Origin of the sequence: Cellulomonas dongxiuzhuiae, from assembly GCF_018623035.1 — a bacterium.
In the GTDB taxonomy this organism is placed as follows: Bacteria; Actinomycetota; Actinomycetes; order Actinomycetales; family Cellulomonadaceae; genus Cellulomonas; species Cellulomonas dongxiuzhuiae.
Window position 1 is genome coordinate 3742824 of record NZ_CP076023.1, and the last position, 22844, is coordinate 3765667.

The following is a 22844-nucleotide window of genomic DNA, read 5'->3' on the forward strand; positions in this document are numbered from 1 at the left end:
ACCCCCACCCACACCTGCGAGAGAGCAATCCAGTCACGCCGCCCCGTGCCCGACGTCGGGGTGCTCGGCGAGCAGCGCCAGTCCGTCGGAGAGCGATCCGGTCGCCCGGCGGGCACGCGGGCGGCGGGTCTGGTCCTGCGCGATCCACCCCTGACGGGGCAGGATCAGGGCCATGGGATTCGTCGTGCGCGTGCTCGTCAACGGTGTCGCCATCTGGCTGGCCACCGTCATCCTGCCCGGCCTGACGGTGATCGGCGGTGACTCGACCGCAGGCTCGGTCGGCGTCATCCTGCTCGTCGCCCTCGTGTTCGGCATCGTCAACGCGATCGTCAAGCCGGTGGTCGCGCTGCTCTCCCTCCCCCTCTACATCCTCACGCTCGGGCTGTTCACCCTCGTGGTGAACGCGCTCATGCTCATGCTCACGGCGTGGATCACCGGGCAGACGTCGTGGGGGCTGCGGATCGACAACTTCGGCACCGCGGTCCTCGGGGCGCTCATCGTGTCGCTCGTCAGCTTCGCGCTGTCGTCGATGACGTCGAGGGACTGAGGACGCTCCACGCCCGTCCCGTGGCCGCCGGCGACCACGGGACGTCCGGCGCGGGCGGCCACGGCGGCTGCGCCCCGAGCGGTGCGGCGGGTGCCGCGTCGAGCGGTCGCGCGACCGTCGGCGTCGCGGGGGCGACGGGGTCCGGCGGCGGCCCCACCGCGACGGTGACCTGCGTCGTCGTCGCGCTCACGCGCTGCTCGCCCAGGACGTCGGTGAGCGCGCGACGCACCGGGTCGTCGGCGGGCAGGTCGCCGAGCGCGTCGTCGACGAGTGCGCCGGTCCGCACGTAGCCCGCGACCGCGTGCGCCTCGGTGAACGACGGCCGCAGGGGGCCACCCGTGGCCGCGAGGTCCCGCACCACCGACAGCGTGCGCGGTCCCCCGCGCTCGCCGACCTTCCCGTCGAGGATCGTCACGGCGTCCTCGCGGTGGCGCAGCGTGAGCGTCGCGGCGCCGGGCGGCGGGACCGCCGGGACGTCGGGCGACCCGGCGGTGACGACGAGCCGCACCGCGTACGTCCCGACCGTCGCCGCTGCCACGCTGGTCGCGACCATCCCGCCCTGGCTGTGCCCGACGAGCGCGACGGGCTCGTCGGCGCCGATCCCCGCCTCGCCCATCGCCGCGACGACGGCACGGGTCATGACGTCGGGCACGCCGCCCTCGAGCGCGAGGTTGGTGCCGTTGTCCGTGGGCACGTCGCCCGTCAGGCCTGCCGCCCGGGTGCCGGGGACGGCCACGACCCACGAGCGCGTGCCGTCGGCGTGGTCGAGGCGCTGCACGGTGAGCGTCGCCAGCGGCGTCCCCGGCTCGCCCGTGGGGGTGCCGTCGTCATACGTGCGCGCGACGAGGTCGACCAGGTCCTCGACGCCGCGCGGTGCGGCGAGGTCGGGCGGGTCGGTGCGCGGCACCAGCCGCACGTCGCGCGCCGGGAGCACGCCCGCGACGTGCGCCGAGAACCGCCGACCGGGTCGAGGTGCGGCCCGTGCGCACCCGTCATCGAGCCCAGCGCGGCCGCGAGCAGCTGCAGCACCAGGGCCCCGCGCCCGTCGGCGACGACGCGCTGCGGCACCGACGCCAGCCGGTCGAGGTCGTCGCGCACCTCCCCCGGCGACAACGCCCCGAACGGGTCGACCGCGAGCTGCCGCGCCTCGTCGAGCAGCAGGCCCCCGACCGCGACCGCCACCGCCGCGCCGCTGAGCAGGACGGGCCCGAACGGTCCGGTGCCGACGACGAGCCCGAGCAGCCCGACGACGCCCGCCCACCGGGCCTGCGCCTCGCTCTCCGCGAGGTCGTAGGCCGCGGCGGCGTCACGCGTCCGCGTCGCCAGCTCCCCCACGCCCTGCGCGAGTGCGGCCGGGCCCCACCGCACCTCCCGGAGGGTGTCGAGCGCGTCGAGCAGGGCACCCGCCTCCGGCACGTCGCCCGCGAGCGCCGCGGCCTGCCACGCCGCGGCCCGCAGCCGGGCGTCCGCGACGTCGAGCCCGTCGCGCGCGGCCCGCAGCCCCTGCGCGGCGACGACGAGCTCGGCAGCGTCGACGAGCACGTGCCGCCCGCCGCCGAGCGTGAGCGAGCGGCCGTCCCTCACGCCCACGCCACGCTCCTGACCCCCAGCGGCGCCACTCTCCCCGCGACGCACCGCTGCTCGGCCCGCCGGGCGGCGTCCACGAGGCGGTCCGCCGCGTCCAGCGCGTCGAGGCACCGCCGCAGGTCCGTCAGCAGGTCGGCGCGGCGTGCCTCGGCGGCGTCCGCCGCGTCGCCCGCCCACGTCGCCGTGCCGGCGCGCACCACCGCGACCTGCGCCGCCCAGACCTCGGCGCGCACGTCCATGAGCGCGGCGGCGATGGCAGTGGTCGACATGACCCCGACGCTAGGGACGGACGGCCACCCGCGGGCGCGGACCCGTCGGACCCGGGGACGAGCCCGCGGACCGGGGCGCCTGTGGTCGGCTCGCGCGCCGCCCGGTCACCCCAGCCGGTCGGGCCGCGCGCGCCACCACGGCCGCGCGGGCCGCGCGAGCGCCAGGACGGACAGCCCGACGACCGCCGCCAGCCCGGCGAACCGCCACGCGCCGCCGTCGGCGCCGGCCGCCACCGCCCCGGCCAGCAGCGCGAGCACCTGCGCGGCCCCCTGCACGACGAGCGCCGCGCGCAGGTCGTCGGCCAGCACCGCGAGCTCGACGCGCGTGCGCCACCCCGTGCGCGCCGCGACCGCCGCGAGCCGCAGCAGCGCGTGCACCAGCAGCACGAGCGCCGCCAGGACCAGCGGCGACGCGGGGTCCGCGACGAGCACCCGCACGCCCACGACCAGCACGACCACGGCCGCCACCGGCCAGCGCGGCAGGACCGCGGGCAGCACCCCCACGGCCACCATCGCGACCAGGACCTCGAGGGGCACGACCCGCCCCGGCATCGTCGCCGCGACCACCACGGCCGCGACGCCGACGAGCGCGAGCGCCGCCCGGAGGGTCAGCGCGGACACGGTCGGCCCGGTGACCACGTCCACCTCCGGCGGCTCGCCGCCCCGCCGCGGCGCCCGCGCGGCCGGTCCGAGCCGGTCCAGCACCCACGCCCCGAACCCCTCGGAGCCGAACCTCGCGCTCATCGCGGCACCCCCGCTCCCGCGTGCCGCCGGGCGCGCCGCGCGAGCACACGCAGCGCCACGGCCGGTTGGTCGCGCCAGGTCACGAGCTCGACGTCCTGGTCGGCGAGCTCGGCCATGCGGTCCTCGCGCGTCAGGGTCATCATGCGCAGCGCGAGCCGCTCGCGGTCGTACAGCCCGGACGTGCGCAGGCGGGGCAGCACGTCGACGGCGACGACGCGGTGGCCGGCGGTGCGCCAGCGTGCGGCGACGGCCGCCGACTCGTCGTCGAGGAACGTCGAGAACACCACGACGAGGGCCCCCGACGGCAGCCGCGGCGGCCGCAGCCGAGCGGTCGGCTCGCCCTCGGGTGCGGTCAGCGCGAGCGCGTGCCGGATGCGGTCGAGCTGGCGGCGTCCGCCCCCGGGAGCGACGGGCCTGCGGCGCACACCGAGGTCGTCGAGCCCGACGCGGTCGCCGCGCTCGAGGTACGCGCGGGCCAGGGACGCGGCGGCCTGCCGCGCGCGGTCCAGGGACGTGGCGTCCTGCGCGCGCGGTGCGACGGACCCGCGCCAGGTCCGCGGGTCGGGGCCCAGGTCGTCGCGGGAGTCGACGACGAGCATCACGACGGCCTCGGCCTGCGCGTGCTCGCGCCGCACGTACAGCTCGCGCAGGTCGGGCGAGCGGCGCGCCGTGACGCGCCAGTCGATGCGGCGCAGCCGGTCGCCGGGCACCCACGGGTGCACGTCGCGCAGCCCGCCGCCCTCGCCGGGCCGGCGCGACTCGTGCGGGCCGGTCAGGCCGCGCAGCCGCGTGGGCAGCGGCAGGTCCAGCAGCGGCGTGGTCGCGGGCAGCACGACCGTCGAGCGGGTCACGGTCGGGGTCGGCTCGGCGACGGACGCGCCGTCGGGCCCCACGCCCTGCACGTCGGCCGACGCGACCTCCTGCGGTCCGGTGCGCACGGTGCGCGCGACGACGGTCAGGCGCCGCGTGCCGTCGACGCGCACGAGCACGTCGGCGCCCGTGCGGCCCTGCCGCGTCGTGGTGACCGCGGCCCAGGGGCCGGGGCCCTCGACGACCAGGGTCGCGCGCAGCCGGCCCGCCCGGCCGAGGGCGTCGGGGTCGTCGTCGTCGCCCGTCTCGAACCGTGCCGTCGACGCCCCCGACGGCCGCCCGCGCAGCGCCCGCACCGCGAGGACCAGCGGTGCTGCGCCCAGCACGGCCACGTCGGGCCGCGCCGCGAGGACGCCCACCACGAGCAGCACCAGGCACGCGGCGGACGCGCAGGTGACGGCCAGCGCGGGCGACCACGGCCCGGCACCCGGCCCGTCCGTGCCTGCCGGACCTGCAGGGTGCGACCCCCACGTCGGCGGCCGCGCGGGCGGCGGCTCGGGCACGCTCACGCGCGGCGTGCCGTCGTCGGCCCGGCGACCTGCGCGAGCACCTCCTGCACGACCGCCTCGGGTGCCAGCCCTGCCGCCCACGCCTGCGGCGTCAGCGACAGGCGGTGCGCGAGCGCGGGCGCGGCGACCGCCTTCACGTCCTCCGGCGCGACGTAGTCCCGCCCGTCGAGCACCGCGAGCGCGCGGGCCACGAGGACCAGCGCCTGCGACCCGCGCGGCGACGCCCCGACCTCGACGGCCCGGTGCGCGCGCGTCGCGGCGGCGAGGTCGACGCAGTACGCGAGCACGTCGCCGTCCACCGCGACGGCCTCGACGCCGGCCTGCATGGCGAGCAGCGTCGGCACGTCGACGACCTGCCGGACCGACGCGCCCTCCTGGCGGCGCGCGAGGCGCCGGGCCAGCACGTCGACCTCGGACGCGCGCTCGGGGTACCCGACGGCCAGGCGCACCATGAACCGGTCGAGCTGCGCCTCGGGCAGCGGGTACGTCCCCTCGTACTCCACGGGGTTCGACGTGGCGACGACGTGGAACGGTGCGGGCAGCAGGTGCGTCGTCCCGTCCACGCTGACCTGCCGCTCGGCCATCGCCTCGAGCAGCGCGGACTGCGTCTTGGGGGCGGTGCGGTTGATCTCGTCGGCGAGCAGCAGGCCCGTGAAGATCGGACCGGGGCGGAACTCGAACTCGGACGTCGCGGGGTCGAAGACGCTGGAGCCCGTGACGTCGGACGGCAGCAGGTCCGGCGTGCACTGGATGCGCCGGAAGTCCAGGCCGAGAGCGGTGGCCAGGCTGCGCGCCGCGAGCGTCTTGCCGAGCCCGGGGACGTCCTCGAACAGGACGTGCCCGCCGGCCAGCAGCGCCGCGAGCGCGACGCGCAGCGGCTGGCGCATGCCGACGACCGCGGTGGCGACCTCGTCGAGGACGGCGCTGCCGCTGCGCGCGACCTCGGCGACGGGCAGCGGCTCGGGGGTCGGCGTCATCGGGGGCTCCTCGGGTGGGGCTCGGGGTCGGGCTCGGGGTCGGGTCGCGACGTCGCGGGGCGTGAGCGGGTGGCGCCCAGGCGTTCCAGGACGTCGAGGGTGTGGACGAGGTCGCGGACGGTCGGCAGCGGGTGCGTCCGGCGGGTGAGCGTCGCGCGCGCCCGGGCGCCGATCAGCGCCGTCACGGCGTCGGCCTGCTCGGGGGCGTCGAGGTCGAGGCCGTGCCGGGCGACGCGTCGGGCACCCGCCTCCCGCAGCCGGCGCAGCGCGCGCTCGCCGGCGCGGCCGTCGCGGCCGACCATGGTCCACGCGAGGTCGAGCACCTCGCCGCGGGCGCCGTCGCGCGCCTCGTGGCGCCGGCGCGTGGGCCGTGGCTCGGCGGCGCCGTCGACGCGCTGCAGGACGGCGACGAGCGTCGCGGCCGCGAGGGCGACGACGACCGCCGACGCCGCCCTCATGCCGAGCGCCCACACCACGACGCCCACCCCGGCGCCGCCCGCGAGGGGACGCCACACGACGGCCCACGCCGCCCGGGCCGCGGCGCGCACGCGGGTCACGGCGTGCCCCCGTCGTCGTGCGGGGTCGGGCCGGTGCCGGGCTCGGGGTCCGGGTCGGCGGCGCCGTCCGCACGCGGCACGAGGCCCCGCCCGACGACCGCCAGCAGGTCCCGCGCACGTCCCACGTCGTCGACGTCGACCCCGTGCGCACCGAACCGCGCGGCGAGGTACAGGGTCAGCAGCTCACGCGTCGCGGTGGGGTCCGCGCGCGTCGCGCCGAGCACGCGCACGGCGAACTCGCTGGCGGTCTCCGCACGGTCGCGGACGACGCCGGTGCGCGCCGCCGCGGTCTCGACCGCGACCCACGCGCCGATCACGGCGTCACCCGGCGGGACGTCGTCCTCGAGCGCGCGCGTCGCCGCCCGCACGCCCTCGCGCAGCACCTCGACGGCCGTGTCGCTCAGCTCGTCCCCGGCCTCGTCGCCGGGCTCGACGTCGTCCCCGGGGTCCTCGGCGCGGTCGAGCCGCCAGCCGCGCAGCGCGCGCCGCAGCAGCAGCGCGACGCCCGTCAGGATCGCCAGCACCACGAGCGTCTGCACGGCACGCACCAGCCACACGAGACCGGTGGGCGGCGTGGGGTCGTCCAGGTAGTCCTCCGAGGGCGGGGGCGTCACCGTCGTGGTGATCGTGGGACCCGGCGGCGGTGTGAACGTCGGCTCGGGCCCCGACCGCGACTCGAGCGACAGCGGACCGCTCAGCGCCGCGCCCAGCACCCCGACGACGACCAGCAGCGCGGCGAGGACGGTGGCCACGCTGGTACGACGTGCCGGCACAGGACTCCTCGGTGCGGTCCCCGGCGCGGGGACGCGTCATGGGGGGATCGACGGGGCGCCAGGCTATCGGTGCGTCGGGTGTCCGCACACGACAGCGCGCCGGTCCGGGCGAGACGTGCGCCGCGGTCTGCGGTGTGTCACGCCCGCCCGGTCGCCCTCAGCAGGTGTGCCCCGGCTCGCACCACCGGTGCGCGACGTCGACGACGAGCCGTGAGGCCGCCCCCGGCCCTGCGAGGACGAGCGCCCGGAACGGCAGCCGTGAGCGCACGCCGAGGCCGACGGTCGTGACGCCCTCGAAGCTGCCGGCCCACCGCACGTCACGGAACGTGGTGTAGCCGGCCGTGTCGACGAGGGCGCCGCCGGGCGTGAACCAGGAGTCCGTGGGGACGACGCCGACCCGGGCGACGACCTCCAGCCGTGCACCGCCCTGGACGGGGACGACGAACCCGGAGCCGTCCTGGACGACCTGGTCGACGTACCGCACGGACCAGCCGGTGAGCGGGGCGTCGACGTCGAGCACGAGCCGGTCGTAGCAGGCGTGCCGCCCGGCGCGGACGTCCGTGAGGGTGCCGGCGGACATGTCCCCCGCGGCTCTGTCGAGCGACCCCCACGTGAGGCCGCAGTAGGGATGTGCTGCGGCGGCGGGCGCGAGCGCCAGGCCCGTCACCGCCGTCAGCAGCAGCGCGAGCAGGACGCGCAGCGAGCGGTTGCGCATGATGGCCCTCCTTCTCGAACGACGTCGGTCGAGCGGGGCGCGGACGGTCCCGGCCCCCCCAGGGAGGAGGCGGGAGCCCCACGGTCTGATGCACCGCGCCGCCCTCCGTCCGGGAAGTGGGCACGCAGGCGACCACAGGAGGGCGACCCGGCCCGATTCGTGACCACTTCACGCCGGGGCGGGGTGAGGAGGCGGGAGGGGTGCCGCCCGGGTGGGCAGCGCTGCGTCGGGGCGTTGCTAGCCTCGGAACGGTGACCAGGTGCCTGCTGTGAACGACGTCCTCGACGAGCTGCGCCGGCATCCCGACCTCGAGGCACCGAACCTCTTCGCGGTCGACGCGAGCGACCGGCTGGTCCTCGACGAGGCGGCGCCCCTGCTCGCGGGTGCCGCCGACGGGACCGTCGTCGTGGTCGGTGACCGGTACGGCGCGCTGACGCTCGGCGCGATCTCCCGGCACGGCGTCACGGGCGTCCGCGTCCACCAAGACCGCCTGACGGGTGAGCGGGCGCTGCACGCCAACGCCGAGCGGCTCGGCCTCGCGGGGTTCACGTCGCACGGGCTGACGCCCGAGCTCGTCGCCGGCGCGCAGGTCGTCCTGCTGCAGCTGCCGCGCTCCCTGGACGCGCTCGACGAGATCGCGGCGCTCGTCGCGGAGCACGCCGACCCGTCGGTCGTCGTCGTGGCCGGCGGGCGGGTCAAGCACATGACGACCGCCATGAACGACGTGCTGCGGCGGTACCTCGCCGTGGTCGAGGCGCGGCTCGCGCGGCAGAAGTCACGGGTGCTCGTCGCCTCGTCGCCGCGCCCGGCCGGCGAGCGCCCGGTGCGGCGGTGGCCCGAGCGGGCCGAGCACGACGGCCTGGTGGTGTGCGCTCACGGCGGCGCGTTCGCGGGCACGGGCATCGACATCGGGACGCGCGCGCTGCTCGCCCACCTCGACGAGGTCCCGCAGACCACGGGCACCGCCGTCGACCTCGGGTGCGGCACGGGCGTCCTGGCGGTCGCGCTCGCGCGGCTGCGACCCGGCCTGGCGGTGGTCGCCACCGACGAGTCCGCCGCCGCGGTCACGTCCGCGCACGCGACTGTCGAGGCGAACGGCGTCGCCGACCGGGTGACCGTGACGCGCGCCCTCGGGACCGAGGGGATCCCCGACGCGAGCGTCGACCTCGTGCTGCTCAACCCCCCGTTCCACGTCGGCGCCGCGGTGGCACCCGCGGTGGCGCGCACGCTGTTCGCCGACGCCGCACGCGCCCTGCGCCCGGGCGGTGAGCTGTGGGCGGTGTGGAACTCCCACCTGCACTACCGGCCGACGCTCGAGCAGGTCGTGGGCCCGACGCGGCAGGTGGGGCGGGACCCGAAGTTCACGGTGACGGTGTCGACGCGAGGATGAGAAGAGGGCTGTTCGCCGCCGCCGCCCGCCTGCTGCGCCCGACGGGGACAGGCCCCGCCCTGCGTCATCGGCACCCGCTCCGCTGATTCGCTGATAGCGGCCGGTCCGCCAGAATCTCCCTCCGCCGCGCGCCTGCTGGCGATGGAAACAGGCGCTCCAAAACTTCGTAGGCGTGACGGGCCGCGCGCACCAGACCATGACGACGGGGCGCGTGCCTCATCAGAACGTCTCCCACTTGGTTCGCCTTGGATTCAGCTTGCCCCCCGGCACTCCCCGTAGCAGCATCTTCGTGGCTTTGCTACATCATTCAGCTTTTCGCGCGTGACGCGACGGTGCCACCGGGCACCGGACGGCCGTCGACCCGCCTGTCACCGACCTCGTCAGCCGCGACACCTCATCAGACGTCGTCCCCCGACCCAGCGACGATGTCTGCTCGTTGCGCATCGACAACGCCCGTCTCCAGGAGCCGGTCCATCTCGTCGTCCTCGACGGGCCCGAAGACGTGCCACGGGGCTCCCGCGTCGTACCTCAAGGCGTAGTGGCACCTTCGCAGACGCAACGTGACGAGGCCGGGATCGACACCTGCCAGATGGCTGAAGTGCACCGCCAGAGGTTCCGAGTCGTCGGTCTCGTGGCCGGAAAGGTACACCCAGCTGCCGCTCCGCCGCGCCACGAACGTCACGGTACATCCAGCCTCGAGGACCTCGGCGGAAGTCGTCACCACCTCCTTCGAGCGCGGCGTGCGTGCCGAACCGATGCCGAACATCCTATTTGGCCCCCTTGCCGTTGTTGCATCTGGCGCATATCTCACGTCGATTCCATGGCGAATTGTTACCGCCACGGGACCTCGCCTGAAGGTGGTCCTGCTCTACCTGCCTGATGGTCTTGGGCTTTCCCTTGACTGAGCGTGAGGCTGACCGGCGTGGTGATCTCGCGCTCGCGATCCGCTGACTCCTCACGGTTCTCGGATGTCGCCGACGACCACGAAAGACGGAGGACAACATCCCTCCGATGCTGCGACGCAGGACGGGCTCGTGCCCATCATGAGGCAGGCGGATGAGCCTGGTACCCGACCGTCCCGTCTCGACGGCGCCACCATCGCGCACCTCCGGACCGCGGACCCGAGCCTCGATCCGGTGAGGGTGAGGGGTTCGGCGAAGAGCCGGACGAGCACGGTCTGGTCGAGGTCATGACGACGGCGAGGCGGGGGCGCGCCAAGCGCGCAGCACGGACCGCACCTGTCGACGCACCTCGGGGTCGGGTGCGTCGTGCAGCGCACGGATGGCCGTCAGGGCCTCACGGTGCCCAAGGCGACGCAGCGCGGCGATCGCGGTGGCCGCGACCGTCGAGTCGTCGAGCAGCTCGACGAGCAGGCCGCGCACGGCGGGGTCACGTGTCCGTCGCAGCTCCTCGACCACGGGGCTGCGGGCGTAGCCGAGCGGGCGCTCCTGGGCGAGCTCGAGCATCGTCGCCGCGGTCCGCGGCGACGCCAGCTGAGAGATCGCCGAGCCGAGCGAGAACCGCATGTCGTCGTTCGCGTCGCCGGGGCCGTCGTAGGTCGGGGCGTAGTGGTAGCCCTGCAACGGACCACGGAAGCGCCGGACGAGGTCGGGCAGCACCTGGTCGACGACCTCAGGCACCGCCATCGCGTGTGCCGCCGCTGCAGCCACAGCCAGGAACCGCTCCTCGTCGAGCGCACGACGCAGGACGGGAAGAGCTCGGGCGGCATCCTGCGGTCGAACGCGATAGTTCTCCAGGTCCGAGACCTCGACACCCTCCGCCCGCAGGGCGTCGAGCACGGGCCGCACCCGCTCGCCGTAGTAGTCCTGCTTCTCGTCCACCATCCTCCTCGGCTGTGTCACATCCGCGTCCGGACCACTCGGATGTCGGGTTGTTGCGGATCGCGCTACTGACTCGTGTCTTGCCGTTGACCCAGAGCACCACCGTGCCACCTCGTGACCTGGCGATAGCGACCGAGTCCTTCAGCTGCGACTCATGTGCTGGTAGCGAACGTTCTTCACCTCGCGGATGGTGCGGTTGACGACAAAGTCCGAGGCGAACGGCGTCGCCGACCGGGTGACCGTGACGCGCGCCCTCGGGACCGAGGGACTGCCCGACGCGAGCGTCGACCTCGTGCTGCTCAACCCCCCGTTCCACGTCGGCGCCGCGGTGGCGCCCGCAGTCGCGCGCACGCTGTTCGCGGACGCTGCCCGCGCCCTGCGCCCGGGCGGTGAGCTGTGGGCGGTGTGGAACTCGCACCTGCACTACCGGCCGGAGCTCGAGCAGGTCGTGGGCCCGACGCGGCAGGTCGGGCGGGACCCGAAGTTCACGGTGATGGTGTCGACGGGGCGGTAGACGTCGAACCACTGCCGGACGGCGACGGTGGGAAGCGTTCGCGGACCGCTGCGGTGGCGCGCCGCGCCGGCGTGGCCCCGGACGACGTGGTCGGCTTCCTCGCCGTCCACGGGCGCGACACCGCCGGAGCACTCGCGCTCGTCCCGGAGGGTGCAGCGCCCGACCGGCCGCGCGTCCCGTTGCGCATGCTCGACGACGGCGAGATCGGCGCCCTCCTCGAGGAAGCGACCGAGCAGGGCACGGCGGACCAGCCGACGTCCATCGTCGGCCTCGAGCCGAAGATCGTCCTGGCCGTGACCGCCGACGGCTTCGCGCTGCCGACACCCACGGGGCCATCCACGGACGGCAACGTCGTACTTCTGGCCCCCGCCTCAGGCTCCCGACGCGCGTCGGACCTGCGTCTCGATCATTCGGGGAAGAGCATGGGCAAGAGCCGCGACGATCACCTGGACATCACTCTCGGCGGGCACCGGGAAGAACGCGTCGTCCTCCTCGACCCTGTAGTGAAGCGCAAGCTCATCGTTCGCCCAGGAGACGACACCGTCGCCCACCACCGTGCGAATGGTCTGCCAGGACTGCTGCACGAGCTCGACACGATGCTCAGGATCCGACGCATGCATGAGCATCGTCGTGCCCCGCGTAGTCGCCCACTCATACATGTCCGGCCCGCGCGCACCGGCACCAGCCTCGAAACGGACCGCGAACCGCCGCCTCACACCGTCGAGCCGATAAGCGCGCCCCCACCCCTCGATCTGCACCCACAGACCGACGTGGCAGCCTGGAACCGGAACGAAATGCCATCCCAGTCGACTCCCCTTCATCCGTTCTCCGCCTAGCGCTGTGCATAAGGGATCCACAGCCTCGACGAGAAGACGGGCAAGCGTCCGCCGCGAATCGATCAAGGTCTTTGATGCAGACACTCAGACCCGCACCAACAGGCGCTGGTGACCATACTTCTTTGCGATCCATTTGTCCTTCGCGCTGCACCGGACCATACCGGGCCCTCCCCGACTTTACTTCCATGGTGTAGGGCTTGACCCTGACACTCGTGGTGCCGGTCAGTGAACGCCGGCGCACATCCGAGGTCGGGCAGACGGTCGGCCAGGTGCACCCTGCGCTCGCGACGCGTCAGTCGAGCGTTTCGAGTTTTCCGTCGGCCCCACCGCGTTCCAGCGCGGCGGGGCGCTCGGCCGCAACTCCGGGAACGTCCGGGAAGTGCCTACCAAACAGCGAATGCGCCCGAAGTTCGATGAAGTCACGACTCCACATGGGAACCTGGAATTCCTGAATCATAGCCGCCAATTCCGCGACAGGCGGCCCTTGCACTTTTGAGCACCAGCCGATCAGGCCGTCACCACCATTGTCCGTTATCGTCTTCACATGGGCCAGTCCATAATCCGCGATCGGAGAGCTGGAGACAACCTTGCAGTCCGGCGGCGTCGGACCGCACCAGTCGAGCAAACCGACGACAACAGTCACCCGCGACCCAAGCCCGTGACAGTTCCATAGGACTACTCCACACGTGAGCCACCCGCCCCGCCGCGTCGGCATCACCCAGTAGTCCCCTCTGTCGACGCCTAGGTTCGTACGAGGGCGGATCGGAAAGACACGGCTCATGCCGGTACCCACTAGGAATGAATCCCCTCTGACGCTCTCGCGCCTACGATCTACCGCCTACTGGCCAGGTACTTATTCGCTGCGGCAATGTAGCTCTTTCGCTTCGGATTGAGGCGGGAGATCGGAGCTACCCTGTCTAGGATTGGGCGGTACCGCTGGTGGGCCAGCTGCCCCAAGCCGCGCGCGGAGAGACTACATACTCCCTGCCCTTGCCGGGGCCCATCCCCGTGTTCTTTCGAGCAGCCCTCACGAACTTCACGGCATCGCGTGCGTCACGCCTGGCGTTGACGACTGACCGCGCGACCCGCGCCACTGCCGCATGCGCCCTGCGCCCGGGTGGTGAGCTGTGGGCGGTGTGGAACTCCCACCTGCACCGGCCGACGCTCGAGCAGGTCGTGGGCCCGACGCGGCAGGTCGGGCGGGACCCGAAGTTCACGGTGACGGTGTCGACGCGGCGGTAGACGTCGAACCACTGCCGGACGGCGACGGTGGGAAGCGTTCGCGGACCGCTACGGTTTCCACCGTGAAGGCGAACGAGTTCTGGGACGTCGTCGACGCCGCGGCGCTCGACGCACGCGCGCACGGCACGACACCTCCAGAAGCCCTCCGTATCCGGCTCGAGCCCCTGCGCACCGCTCAGATCCGCGCCTTCCACCGTCACACGGAGAGGGTCGCCGCGCGGGCGGGCGCCTCCGACCTGTGGGCGGCTGCCTACCTTCTGCCCGATGCCGGCAGCGACGACGGTTTCATCGACCTGTGCACGTGGCTCGTCAGCCAGGGCCGCGGGACGTACGAGGCTGTACTGAGCGACCCGGACCGGCTCGCCGACGTCGACGACCTCGACGACCAGCTCGGGCAGGCAGAGGAGTGGTCGTACGTCGCCGAGGAGATCCTCGACGAGCGCGACGCCGACCTGCCCGACGAGGACGGCCCGGGCGCGGAGGCCGCACCGCTCACCGACGAGCAGGTCGAGACGCTGGCGACACGTTTTCCGAGGCTGTGGGCGCGCTACAGGGGTGGCCAGCCCTGACCGGGGACATGACCGGACGACCCAGCACTCGAGAAGTCAGGTCGCCCGTCGGTCCAGACGACGGTCATCGACATGACTCACCTCGACCGTCGGCGACCTCTCGACCTGCTCCGCGCTCTCGTAGGGCCCTTCGCTGACGATCCGTACGTCGCGAAGCCGCGGGAGCCGACTCAACGGCAGCAGGTCGACGGGCCTCTCGGGAGAAGGGGCGCTGCCGGGGGACAGGAGGAGCGTCTCCAGCCCGACGAGCTGGTCGATACCGGCGAGCGAGCCGAGCGGCGCGTCCATCAACCTCAGCTCCCGGAGGGTCCGGGGCGGATCGTCGCAGCGGAAGTCGAAGGGCTCGCGAGCGCCACGCTTCATCTCGAGCTGCAGGAACGAGAACCGGCGCAGGCGACGAGCGTGAGCAGCGCGGCGAGCGCGACGGACGTCCACGAGCGCTTCACGGCGACAATCCCCCTCGACCGCACCGATGTGGCCGCGTTCACGCTATCCCCGCGCCGACGCCCTGTCGTCCTTGACGGCAGCCCACGGTGCGACTCATCGGCAGACATCGGTCGTTCCCCGCCGAGCGCGACGGGTGTCAGGCCGCGACGGCCCGGCGCAGACGCACGAGCATCGCCGCCGACGGCGTGACCTTGCCCGTCGCATAGGTCGACAGCCGGGACGCCGACGTCCCGACGTCGGCGGCCAGCTGCGCCTGCGTCCGGCCCGAGCGGGCGACGAGCTCCCGGACCTCGGTCGCGACCTCCGCCCGCTCCGAGGCCTCCGCCTCGGAGCGTGCCCGTGCGACGACGTCCAGCATCGCCTCGGACACCCCGAACGGGTGCGCGACCGCCACGGCCTGCTCGACGTACCGCGCCACCCGGCCCCACGGGCGCCGCCGGATCGCGACGGCCAGCCGACGCCACTGCGGCAGCCCTCCGCGCTCGAGCGCGGTGAGGACCGCCTCGAACGGCCAGGTCTCGACGGGGTCGGAGACGTCCGCGTCGACGTTGCGGAACACCAGTGCCATCACGCCTCCTCGGTGAGCATCGCGACGGCGATGCGTCGGCACGCCGCCACCACGCTGGCCCAGTCGTGCCAGCGTGGGTCGAGACCCTTGTAGCGCGGCAGGTCCCGCAGCGTGGCTGTGTCGGCGGGCCGCGGATCGGCAAGCTGCCGGACGAGCTGCGACGCGACACCCTGGCCGTCCGGGCCGTGCTGGTCGGCGTAGTAGTCGTCGATGCCCGCCAGGACGTGTGCCGCGTGCTCGACGCCGTACCGGTCCGCGAGCGCCACGACGTCGAGATGGTCCCGCACCTGGTTGCGCTTGACGACGAGGAAGCCCTTGATGCGCAGCGTCTCGTCGGGCGTCGGGACGCGCACCGACGCCCCGGAGGGCAGGTGCAGCTCGTCGACCTCGAGCGGGACGCGGCGGATGAGCTGGCGCACGCCGGCCTCGATGTCACCTAACTGACCGAGGATCAGCTTCCCGGGGCGGACGCGGTTGGTCACCCAGTCGCCTTCGCGCTCCAGTGCGTCGAGCACCATGTCGAACCGGTCGCGCAGGTCCCGCCGACGTGGTCGAACGACACGCGGTCTTCCACATGTCGATCGAGGCGGCGAGCCCATCGGCGGAGATGTACTGCAGCCTCGGCTTTCTGTCCCGCCCGTCGATTCTTGGTGACCTGCGGGACGGTGCACGAGGCCGCGTGCCGAGGAACCGCTCGTCACCTCCACGGAGACAGCCGCTCAACGGGCGCGAACATCTCCTCGCCCTCGATCCACTCGAAGAGCATCTCGAAGTACACGAGCGGGTAATCGAACTCAGGATCGGTGTACGGACTGACCGTCCTGCACACCCGGTCGCTCAGATAGCGAAATCCGATGGCACTGAAGTGATCGGTTGCCTCGCGAGTACCGGGCTCCAACGCGTCTCGCGGCAGCGCTCTTCTCATACGCGGATCAAACAGCGTCATCACGGGTAGCACCGTCGACAGATAGAGGACGAGCCCGCTCGACCCGCCGGCTTGAGTTATCTCGTAGGCGCAGGACGTATGCATGTTCGAGTTCGTGATCACCACGAAGTCGAGCGAGGTCTCCCGAATCAGCGTGTCCCACACGCCATTATCGGCCAATACACGCGCGCTGCCGTGTGACCACGTAGGAATCCTGTGCGACCCCACTGCGCCTTCAAGGAAGGCGTTGAGCACTCGCGCCTCACTACTTAGGGAACCCATGCCACCCTCTCCTCGACGGGACCACGATGACATCCCTAGTCATCCGACCCTTCGCCGTCACGCCCACCACAACGGGAGCGCGCCAGATCTTCCGCCCAGATGTCCCTACCGGAGTTCCACGCCGGACGGCCATCGAGATGATTTTTCGCGCGCTGGCCAACCCGAAGAAGACGCTCTTGGCTCTTGGGTCCGCAACGGATGCCACGCGGTGTTTGTTAGTCCCTTTTACGTGCTTCTTCAGCGCTCCATCGGCGATGTTGCAGGCGGGAGCCGCGTTGTGGACGAGCTGGTCTGCCTGGTCAAAGTTGGCGGTGACGTAGTACGTGTGTTCCCTGCGCCGTGCAGGTTTGTGGACGGTCCGGTTCGCGAACACGCCCAGGTCGCTGGTCTGGACCAGGACACGCTCGCTCCCGTCGGACGCGCGGGTGGTGTCTCCGACAACGAGGTCACCAGCGGCGACCCACCCCTGATCCTGCACCCGGTACGGGTGGTTGTCCGTGGCCAACACACCCGCAATGTCACCGTCGAACCACAGGGAGATGAGGCGCTTGTCCCCGGTCGACGTCAACGGGGTGATGACCACCTGCGCCGAGGTCTGGCCCGTGTCAGGATCACCAGCCAGGACCAGGTCACCGATCTTCAGGTCCTCGATCGGTCTCAGCGACCCGTCGGCCATCCGCACCACGTGCCGGCGAGATCCTTGACGAGCGGAGCCGACCTGCCCGACGAGGAGGGCACGGGCCCGGACCCCGCACCACTCACCGGCGAGCAGGCTGAGGCGCCGGCGCCGCGCTTCCCGAGTACGTGGGCGCGGTGCAGGAGCGAACAGCGCTGAGCCGGGTTGCGCCCCGGCACAGCGCGCGCGGTGGGTCGCCGCACCTCACCGACGTTCGACGGTCTCGTCCCTGCGCCTGATCTCGAGCCCACCGATGACCGCGACCTCGAGCTCAGGAAGCCCGTGCAGGGCGTCGACACCGCTGAGCGGACCCGTGACGAGGCCCATCCGCACGGTCCTGAGCTCGCGCAGCTCGCCCAGCGGGGTGAGGTCGAGCGGTGCGCTCGCGCTGCGCGCGTCCTTGGGCCTCATCCACAACCGGCGGAGGTGAGGCAGCCGTTCGATGCCTGAGAACCCGTCGATGCCGCAGTCGTGGACAGTGAGCGTTCGCAGGCCTTCGGGCGGCTCGGCACAGTCGAAGCTGAAGGGCGCCCCCGCGACGGCGCTGCCGAGGTCGAGACGCACGTGCTCGAGGCGCCGCATGCCGCTCGCGAGCTCGAGCGACGACATCGGCGCCGGTGCGAGGTACAGGTCGGTCAGGAGCGGCAGGTCGCGCAGGGGGCCGTCGATGTCGGTCGGTGCCGCGACCAGCCTCCGCACGTTCCGGAGGTGTGACACGTGCGGGGTCTGCCGGAACCTCGTCCGCCACGCGATGTCGAGGTGCTCGACGGACGCCAGCGCGGCGGGCGGGATCGGCGGGACGACACCGCGCGCCGCGACGAACAGGACCAAGGGCTCGAGCTCGACGAGCCACTCCAGCGTCGACGACCGCCGGTCCCAGCACCTGCTGGTGAGCGTGACGCCTCGCACCCGCCGGCGGACCAGCTGGTGGATGGTCGCGGCCGTGGGGGGCTTGTCGAGCTCGACGGTCGGCACGCGGCGACCGTCGCCGACCGCGAGGGTCGAGATCCTCACCCGTGCACCTCCGTGCTGCCGCAGCGCTGATCCCGCCGGCGACGATCGTCCCAGACACCGGCGCCGTGGACGAGATCGGCGGGGCCCACGTCCTCCGGACGGCATGCGCCCGGCCGCCTCGCCTCTGGGACACTGGCCCCATGCCGCTCGACGACGCCCCCGCCCCCCGCGTCCCCCTCGCCGACGTCACCCCCGCCATCGCGCTGGGCCCGCTCGACGGGCGCTACCGCCCGACGGTCGCGCCGCTCGTCGACCACCTCTCCGAGGCGGCGCTGAACCGCGCCCGCGTCGAGGTCGAGGTCGAGTGGGTCATCCACCTGACGTCGCACGCGGTCGTCCCGGGCGCCCCGGAGCTGGCACCCGACGAGCAGCAGTACCTGCGCGACGTGGTCGCGACGTTCGGCGCCGACGAGATCGCCGAGCTCGCGGAGATCGAGCGGACGACGGTGCACGACGTGAAGGCCGTCGAGTACTTCCTCAAGCGCCGCATCGCCGCGGCGCCGGACGCGCTGCGCGCCGACACCGTGCTGCCGCGGGTGGGCGAGCTCGTGCACTTCGCGCTCACGAGCGAGGACGTCAACAACCTGTCGTACGCGCTGATGGTGCGCGGCGCCGTGCACGAGGTGTGGTTCCCCGCGGCCGTCGCGCTGACGGACGAGGTCGCCGTGCTGGCGGCCGAGCACGCGGACGTGCCCATGCTCGCGCTGACCCACGGGCAGCCGGCGACGCCGACGACCCTGGGCAAGGAGCTCGCGGTCCTCGCGCACCGCCTGCGGCGCCAGCTGCGCCGCATCGCGTCGGACGAGTACCTGGGCAAGCTCAACGGCGCGACGGGCACGTACGGCGCGCACCTCGCGGCCGTCCCCGACGCGGACTGGCAGATGGTGTCGCGCACGTTCGTCGAGCACCTGGGCCTGACGTGGAACCCGCTGACCACGCAGATCGAGTCGCACGACTGGCAGGCCGAGCTGTACGCGGACGTCGCGCGCTTCAACCGGGTGCTGCACAACCTGGCCACCGACGTGTGGACGTACATCAGCCGCGGCGTGTTCACGCAGATCCCGGTCGCGGGGGCGACGGGCTCGTCGACGATGCCGCACAAGGTCAACCCGATCCGCTTCGAGAACGCCGAGGCGAACCTCGAGATCTCGTGCGCGCTGCTCGACACGCTGGCCGCGACGCTGGTCACCAGCCGCCTGCAGCGCGACCTGACGGACTCCACGACGCAGCGCAACATCGGCCCCGCGTTCGGGCACTCGCTGCTCGCGATCGACAACGTGCGCCGGGGCCTGCGGGCGCTGTCGGTGGACGTCGCGATGCTGGCGCGCGAGCTCGACGCGAACTGGGAGGTGCTGGGCGAGGCGGTGCAGTCGGCGATGCGCGCGGCGTCGGTCGCGGGCGTCGCGGGCATGGACAACCCGTACGAGCGGCTCAAGGAGCTGACGCGCGGGCGCCGGCTGACGGCGGACGACATGCGGTCCTTCGTCGGCTCGCTCGGCCTGCCGGCTGACGTCACGGAGCGGCTGCGCAACCTCTCGCCCGCCTCGTACACGGGGATGGCATCCGCGCTGGTCGCCCACCTGGAGTAGCCTGCTGTCCGGTTCGTCCGGATCGGGGCGGCAACGCCCCCCGAACGCGTCACTCGTTCGGCCTAATTGCCCGCCCTGCGGTGGGAGCGGTTCCTGTCGATACGTTTCGATACCTGGACATGTGCCCTGGATCGGGTCAGAATCGTCGGCGTCGTCGGAATCCTCCCCTTCAGTCCGATCCGGCAAGGAAGCCCAACGTGACACTGATGCAGAAGGCGATCACACCGTCGCTGGCGCACGCCCATCTCACGCAGGGTCACGACCGCATCGCCGGTTACGTGGTCCGCGCAGAGGACGTCGCGTTCGCGACCACCCCCGCCCAGCTCTTCGAGGTGCACGGCCTGGGCTACCCCGGCTCGCCGTTCAGCCCGTACGACCGCTCCATCGACATCCTGCGGTTCGAGTCCTCGCCGCAGCTGCAGTACCGCGACGTCCCGGGGTACATCGTCCCGCTCTGGTGGCTGCGGCACTCCCGCATCCCCCCGGGCGCCGAGCTGATCCGGGTGCACGACGACGGCACCTCGACGCTGCTGGCCCGCTACGGCGACGTGGGCACCGGGTGGACCGTCACGCAGCTCGGTGCACCTCGTCCGGCGCTCGCGTCGCTGTCGCGGTGCGTCGGGCCGGTGGCCAAGTGGCACGGCGCCTACCTGGAGGCGGACGTGGTGGACGGCGGGCACACGGTCGTGCTCGCGCTCGCCAACCCGCCGCTCGCGGAGACCGGCTTCCACCAGTCGCCGTCCGGCCGCTGGTACCGGCGGGTCGCCCGCGAGGACGTCACCGAGCTGTTCGAGCTCGACCTGACGGCCCGCTGGAACGGCCTGTCGGTCCGCGTGGTCGACCAGTGGCAGGACGCCCAGCGCTACGTCGTGGCCCGCATCTCGCACCTGGGCGACGACATCGAGCGTGCCGAGCGCCTGCACCTCGAGCGCGTCGAGGCCGGCGTCTACGAGGCCATCGTCTACGCCGCCGAGCTCACCGACATCGAGACCAACCAGGTCGTCCCGCACACGTGGGCGCCCGGTCCGGCGGCGCAGCAGCGGCACTGGGCACATTCGTAGATCTGGTCGGTGAATTTTCACCCGCAGAGCGCCACGTTCGCGTAGCATCTTCAGACATACCGGCACGAACCCGAGCGGCACTCCCCGGAGAGCCCCGGTCCCCCGGTCGGCCCGCAGGGGTCGACCCACCGACCGCACCGGGCCTGGTCCTCCCCCCCGACCAGGCCCGGTGCGCTTTTTCTTGCGTCTGACCGGGCGAAACGTGTCGTGCTCGCCGTGGGCCGCCGCGGTCGACCGCGGCCCGGCTCGCACGTCCCGCTCTCCTGACCCAGGCTGGACCCGTGCCCAACCGACTCGCGAGCGCCACGAGCCCGTACCTGCTGCAGCACGCCGACAACCCCGTCGACTGGTGGGAGTGGGGCGATGACGCCTTCGCCGAGGCCCGCCGCCGCGACGTGCCGGTCCTGCTGTCCGTCGGCTACGCGGCCTGCCACTGGTGCCACGTCATGGCGCACGAGTCGTTCGAGGACGCCGCGACGGCCGCCTTCATGAACGAGCACTTCGTCTGCGTGAAGGTCGACCGCGAGGAGCGGCCCGACGTCGACGCCGTCTACATGGGCGCCACGCAGGCGATGACGGGCAGCGGCGGGTGGCCCATGACGGTCGTCACCGCCCCCGACGGCCGCCCCTTCTTCTGCGGCACCTACTTCCCTCCGCGACGCGTGCAGCACATGGCGTCGTTCCCGGAGGTGCTGGCCGCCGTCGCCGCCGCGTGGACCACGCGCCGCGAGGAGGTCATGAGCAGCGCCGGCACCATCGCCGACGCCCTCGGGCAGCGACCCGTCGCGGGCGGCGACGGGCCCACGGGCGGCGACCTGGTCGACGAGCGGGTCGTCGCGCGGGCGCTGGGAGCCCTGAGCGCGTCGTTCGACGAGCGCGACGGCGGCTTCGGAGGGGCACCCAAGTTCCCGCCGTCGATGGTGCTCGAGTGGCTGCTGCGCCACCACGCGCGCACCGGTGACGCCGACGCCCTGGCGATGACGCGCGCCACGCTCGACGCGATGGCCCGCGGCGGCATGTACGACCAGCTCGCCGGCGGGTTCGCGCGGTACTCCGTCGACGCGACGTGGACGGTCCCGCACTTCGAGAAGATGCTCTACGACAACGCGCTGCTGCTGCGCGTGTACCTGCACGCGTGGCGGCTCACGGGCGACCCGCTGGCCCGCCGCGTCGTCGAGGAGAGCGCCGACTGGCTGCTGGCCGACCTGCGCACCCCCGAGGGCGGGTTCGCCTCGGCGCTGGACGCCGACAGCGAGGGTCGCGAGGGCGCGTTCTACGCGTGGACCCCGGGGCAGCTCCGCGACGTGCTGGGAGACGACGACGGCACCTGGGCGGCCGACGTCCTCGCGGTCACCGACGAGGGCACCTTCGAGCACGGGGCGTCCGTCCTGCAGCGGCGGCGCGACCCGGACGACGACGCGCGGTTCGCCGCGGTGCGCGACCGCCTGCGCGAGGCCCGCGAGGCGCGCCCCCGCCCGGCCCGGGACGACAAGGTCGTCTCGGCGTGGAACGGGCTGGCGATCGCCGCCCTGGCCGATGCGGGCGCGCTGCTCGACCGCCCCGACTGGCTCGACGCCGCCCGCCGGTGCGGGGCCCTGCTCGCGGACCTGCACACGCGCACCGACGCGGACGGCGGCGACCGGCTCGTGCGGACGTCGCGCGACGGCGTCGCCGGCAGCGCACCGGGGGTGCTGGAGGACTACGCCGACGTCGCCGAGGGCTACCTGGCGCTCGCGGCCGCGACGGGCGAGCACGCGTGGACCGCACGGGCGCAGCGGCTGCTCACCACCGTGCTCGCGCACTTCCGCGACGACGACGGCAGCCTGTTCGACACCGCCGACGACGAGACCGACCCCGTCCTGGGCGCGCTGCGCCGCCCACAGGACCCCACCGACGGGCCCACGCCCGCCGGACCGCCGGCCGCCGCGGCGGCGCTCGTCACGCTGGGCGCCCTGACCGGTGACCTCGCGCTGCGCGAGGCCGCCCTCGCGGCCCTGCGGGACCCGCTGCGGCTGGCGGCGCGCTACCCGCGGGCGACGGGCTGGGCACTGGCGACCGCGGAGGCGCTGCTCGACGGCCCGCGCGAGGTGGCCGTCGTCGGCGCGTCCGGCGACCCGGCGGCTGCGGCGCTGCACCGGACCGCGCTCGCGTCGCCCGCACCCGGGCTCGTCGTCGCCGTCGGCGACCCCGCCGACCTCGGCGACGAGGCCCCGGCGCTCCTGCGCGACCGCCCGCTCGTCGACGGGCGCGCCGCGGCCTACGTGTGCCGGGGGTTCGTGTGCGACCGCCCGACGACCGACCCGGACGCGCTCACGCAGCAGCTGCGCACCTGACCTGGTGGG

The 22844-nt window shown here is 73.5% G+C and carries 27 protein-coding genes and 2 pseudogenes; 9 read left to right on the plus strand and 20 right to left on the minus strand.

The window, feature by feature from the left end; all coding sequences use genetic code 11:
- Window positions 1–33 precede the first annotated feature (33 nt).
- On the minus strand, window positions 34–174 hold the full coding sequence (locus KKR89_RS16860; RefSeq protein WP_208196477.1) for a hypothetical protein: 141 nt from the start codon (window positions 172–174) through the stop codon (window positions 34–36).
- On the opposite strand from KKR89_RS16860, the gene KKR89_RS16865 reads away from it, so the two are divergent.
- Window positions 173–547 (plus strand): phage holin family protein, encoded by a 375-nt coding sequence (locus tag KKR89_RS16865; protein ID WP_208196478.1) that lies wholly within the window; start codon window positions 173–175, stop codon window positions 545–547. The genes KKR89_RS16860 and KKR89_RS16865 overlap by 2 nt on opposite strands.
- Here the strand turns inward: KKR89_RS16865 and KKR89_RS16870 are convergent.
- The 9 genes from KKR89_RS16870 to KKR89_RS16910 form a co-directional block, all read right to left on the minus strand.
- Complete coding sequence (locus tag KKR89_RS16870) at window positions 510–1325, minus strand: lipase family protein (RefSeq protein ID WP_208196479.1); 816 nt, start codon at window positions 1323–1325, stop codon at window positions 510–512. The genes KKR89_RS16865 and KKR89_RS16870 overlap by 38 nt on opposite strands.
- Complete coding sequence (locus KKR89_RS16875) at window positions 1250–2137, minus strand: hypothetical protein (RefSeq protein ID WP_208196480.1); 888 nt, start codon at window positions 2135–2137, stop codon at window positions 1250–1252. The genes KKR89_RS16870 and KKR89_RS16875 overlap by 76 nt, the downstream gene beginning before the upstream one ends.
- Entirely contained in the window at window positions 2128–2403 is a 276-nt protein-coding gene (locus KKR89_RS16880; protein WP_208196481.1) for a hypothetical protein, read from the minus strand. The genes KKR89_RS16875 and KKR89_RS16880 overlap by 10 nt, the downstream gene beginning before the upstream one ends.
- A gap of 105 nt (window positions 2404–2508) precedes the next feature.
- The gene (locus KKR89_RS16885) at window positions 2509–3147 is read right to left on the minus strand and encodes a hypothetical protein (protein ID WP_208196482.1); all 639 of its coding nucleotides are present in this window, start codon (window positions 3145–3147) and stop codon (window positions 2509–2511) included.
- On the minus strand, window positions 3144–4526 hold the full coding sequence (locus KKR89_RS16890) for a DUF58 domain-containing protein (protein ID WP_208196483.1): 1383 nt from the start codon (window positions 4524–4526) through the stop codon (window positions 3144–3146). Before KKR89_RS16890 ends, KKR89_RS16885 begins: the two co-directional genes overlap by 4 nt.
- A complete protein-coding gene (locus tag KKR89_RS16895; protein WP_208196484.1) occupies window positions 4523–5503 on the minus strand; it encodes an AAA family ATPase in 981 nt (326 codons plus the stop codon). Before KKR89_RS16895 ends, KKR89_RS16890 begins: the two co-directional genes overlap by 4 nt.
- A complete protein-coding gene (locus KKR89_RS16900) occupies window positions 5500–6060 on the minus strand; it encodes a hypothetical protein (RefSeq protein WP_208196485.1) in 561 nt (186 codons plus the stop codon). Before KKR89_RS16900 ends, KKR89_RS16895 begins: the two co-directional genes overlap by 4 nt.
- The gene (locus KKR89_RS16905) at window positions 6057–6833 is read right to left on the minus strand and encodes a DUF4129 domain-containing protein (RefSeq protein ID WP_208287300.1); all 777 of its coding nucleotides are present in this window, start codon (window positions 6831–6833) and stop codon (window positions 6057–6059) included. Before KKR89_RS16905 ends, KKR89_RS16900 begins: the two co-directional genes overlap by 4 nt.
- Before the next feature lie 157 nt (window positions 6834–6990).
- Entirely contained in the window at window positions 6991–7548 is a 558-nt protein-coding gene (locus KKR89_RS16910) for an AMIN-like domain-containing (lipo)protein (RefSeq protein ID WP_208196487.1), read from the minus strand.
- A 268-nt stretch (window positions 7549–7816) separates the two neighbouring features.
- Between KKR89_RS16910 and KKR89_RS16915 the strand changes: the two genes are divergently transcribed.
- Window positions 7817–8938, plus strand: a complete 1122-nt coding sequence (locus KKR89_RS16915) for a class I SAM-dependent methyltransferase (protein ID WP_208197240.1) — start codon at window positions 7817–7819, stop codon at window positions 8936–8938.
- Between the two features lie 397 nt (window positions 8939–9335).
- Here the strand turns inward: KKR89_RS16915 and KKR89_RS16920 are convergent, their stop codons facing one another.
- The 3 genes from KKR89_RS16920 to KKR89_RS16925 form a co-directional block, all read right to left on the minus strand.
- The gene (locus KKR89_RS16920; protein WP_208196488.1) at window positions 9336–9704 is read right to left on the minus strand and encodes a hypothetical protein; all 369 of its coding nucleotides are present in this window, start codon (window positions 9702–9704) and stop codon (window positions 9336–9338) included.
- Window position 9705: 1 nt separating this feature from the next.
- The gene (locus KKR89_RS18660; RefSeq protein ID WP_372438576.1) at window positions 9706–9942 is read right to left on the minus strand and encodes an HNH endonuclease; all 237 of its coding nucleotides are present in this window, start codon (window positions 9940–9942) and stop codon (window positions 9706–9708) included.
- A 183-nt stretch (window positions 9943–10125) separates the two neighbouring features.
- A complete protein-coding gene (locus KKR89_RS16925) occupies window positions 10126–10779 on the minus strand; it encodes a HEAT repeat domain-containing protein (RefSeq protein WP_208196489.1) in 654 nt (217 codons plus the stop codon).
- 214 nt (window positions 10780–10993) lie between these two features.
- Between KKR89_RS16925 and KKR89_RS16930 the strand changes: the two are divergent.
- A pseudogene (locus tag KKR89_RS16930) lies at window positions 10994–11293 on the plus strand (methyltransferase); the annotation flags it as partial.
- 53 nt (window positions 11294–11346) lie between these two features.
- Window positions 11347–12129 (plus strand): HipA domain-containing protein, encoded by a 783-nt coding sequence (locus KKR89_RS16935; protein ID WP_208196490.1) that lies wholly within the window; start codon window positions 11347–11349, stop codon window positions 12127–12129.
- Between the two features lie 292 nt (window positions 12130–12421).
- On the opposite strand, the gene KKR89_RS16940 is transcribed toward KKR89_RS16935, so the two are convergent.
- Window positions 12422–12772 carry a hypothetical protein gene (locus KKR89_RS16940; RefSeq protein WP_208196491.1) on the minus strand — a complete coding sequence of 117 codons (351 nt, stop codon included), beginning with the start codon at window positions 12770–12772 and terminating at the stop codon, window positions 12422–12424.
- A gap of 443 nt (window positions 12773–13215) precedes the next feature.
- On the opposite strand from KKR89_RS16940, the pseudogene KKR89_RS16945 reads away from it, so the two are divergent.
- Window positions 13216–13371 (plus strand): annotated as a pseudogene (locus tag KKR89_RS16945) (methyltransferase); the annotation flags it as partial.
- Between the two features lie 62 nt (window positions 13372–13433).
- The gene (locus KKR89_RS16950; RefSeq protein WP_208196492.1) at window positions 13434–13940 is read left to right on the plus strand and encodes a DUF4240 domain-containing protein; all 507 of its coding nucleotides are present in this window, start codon (window positions 13434–13436) and stop codon (window positions 13938–13940) included.
- Between the two features lie 36 nt (window positions 13941–13976).
- On the opposite strand, the gene KKR89_RS16955 is transcribed toward KKR89_RS16950, so the two are convergent.
- From KKR89_RS16955 to KKR89_RS16980, 6 genes are all read right to left on the minus strand, one after another.
- A complete protein-coding gene (locus KKR89_RS16955) occupies window positions 13977–14375 on the minus strand; it encodes a hypothetical protein (RefSeq protein WP_208196493.1) in 399 nt (132 codons plus the stop codon).
- Window positions 14376–14523: 148 nt separating this feature from the next.
- Complete coding sequence (locus tag KKR89_RS16960; RefSeq protein WP_208196494.1) at window positions 14524–14955, minus strand: helix-turn-helix domain-containing protein; 432 nt, start codon at window positions 14953–14955, stop codon at window positions 14524–14526.
- Entirely contained in the window at window positions 14955–15473 is a 519-nt protein-coding gene (locus KKR89_RS16965; RefSeq protein ID WP_208196495.1) for a hypothetical protein, read from the minus strand. The genes KKR89_RS16960 and KKR89_RS16965 overlap by 1 nt, the downstream gene beginning before the upstream one ends.
- Before the next feature lie 179 nt (window positions 15474–15652).
- Window positions 15653–16045, minus strand: coding sequence for a hypothetical protein (locus tag KKR89_RS16970; RefSeq protein ID WP_208287292.1), 393 nt, complete (start codon window positions 16043–16045; stop codon window positions 15653–15655).
- 100 nt (window positions 16046–16145) lie between these two features.
- Window positions 16146–16838 (minus strand): polymorphic toxin-type HINT domain-containing protein, encoded by a 693-nt coding sequence (locus KKR89_RS16975; RefSeq protein ID WP_208196497.1) that lies wholly within the window; start codon window positions 16836–16838, stop codon window positions 16146–16148.
- A 204-nt stretch (window positions 16839–17042) separates the two neighbouring features.
- Window positions 17043–17852, minus strand: a complete 810-nt coding sequence (locus KKR89_RS16980) for a leucine-rich repeat domain-containing protein (protein ID WP_208196498.1) — start codon at window positions 17850–17852, stop codon at window positions 17043–17045.
- 140 nt (window positions 17853–17992) lie between these two features.
- On the opposite strand from KKR89_RS16980, the gene purB reads away from it, so the two are divergent.
- The 3 genes from purB to KKR89_RS16995 all read left to right on the plus strand — a co-directional run bounded on the left by purB (window position 17993) and on the right by KKR89_RS16995 (window position 22835).
- A complete protein-coding gene (gene purB, locus KKR89_RS16985; RefSeq protein ID WP_208196499.1) occupies window positions 17993–19441 on the plus strand; it encodes an adenylosuccinate lyase in 1449 nt (482 codons plus the stop codon).
- Window positions 19442–19647: 206 nt separating this feature from the next.
- Window positions 19648–20502 (plus strand): hypothetical protein, encoded by an 855-nt coding sequence (locus KKR89_RS16990; RefSeq protein ID WP_225214773.1) that lies wholly within the window; start codon window positions 19648–19650, stop codon window positions 20500–20502.
- 281 nt (window positions 20503–20783) lie between these two features.
- Window positions 20784–22835: a thioredoxin domain-containing protein gene (locus KKR89_RS16995; protein WP_208196500.1), complete on the plus strand. Its 2052-nt coding sequence runs from the start codon at window positions 20784–20786 to the stop codon at window positions 22833–22835.
- Window positions 22836–22844: the final 9 nt, after the last annotated feature.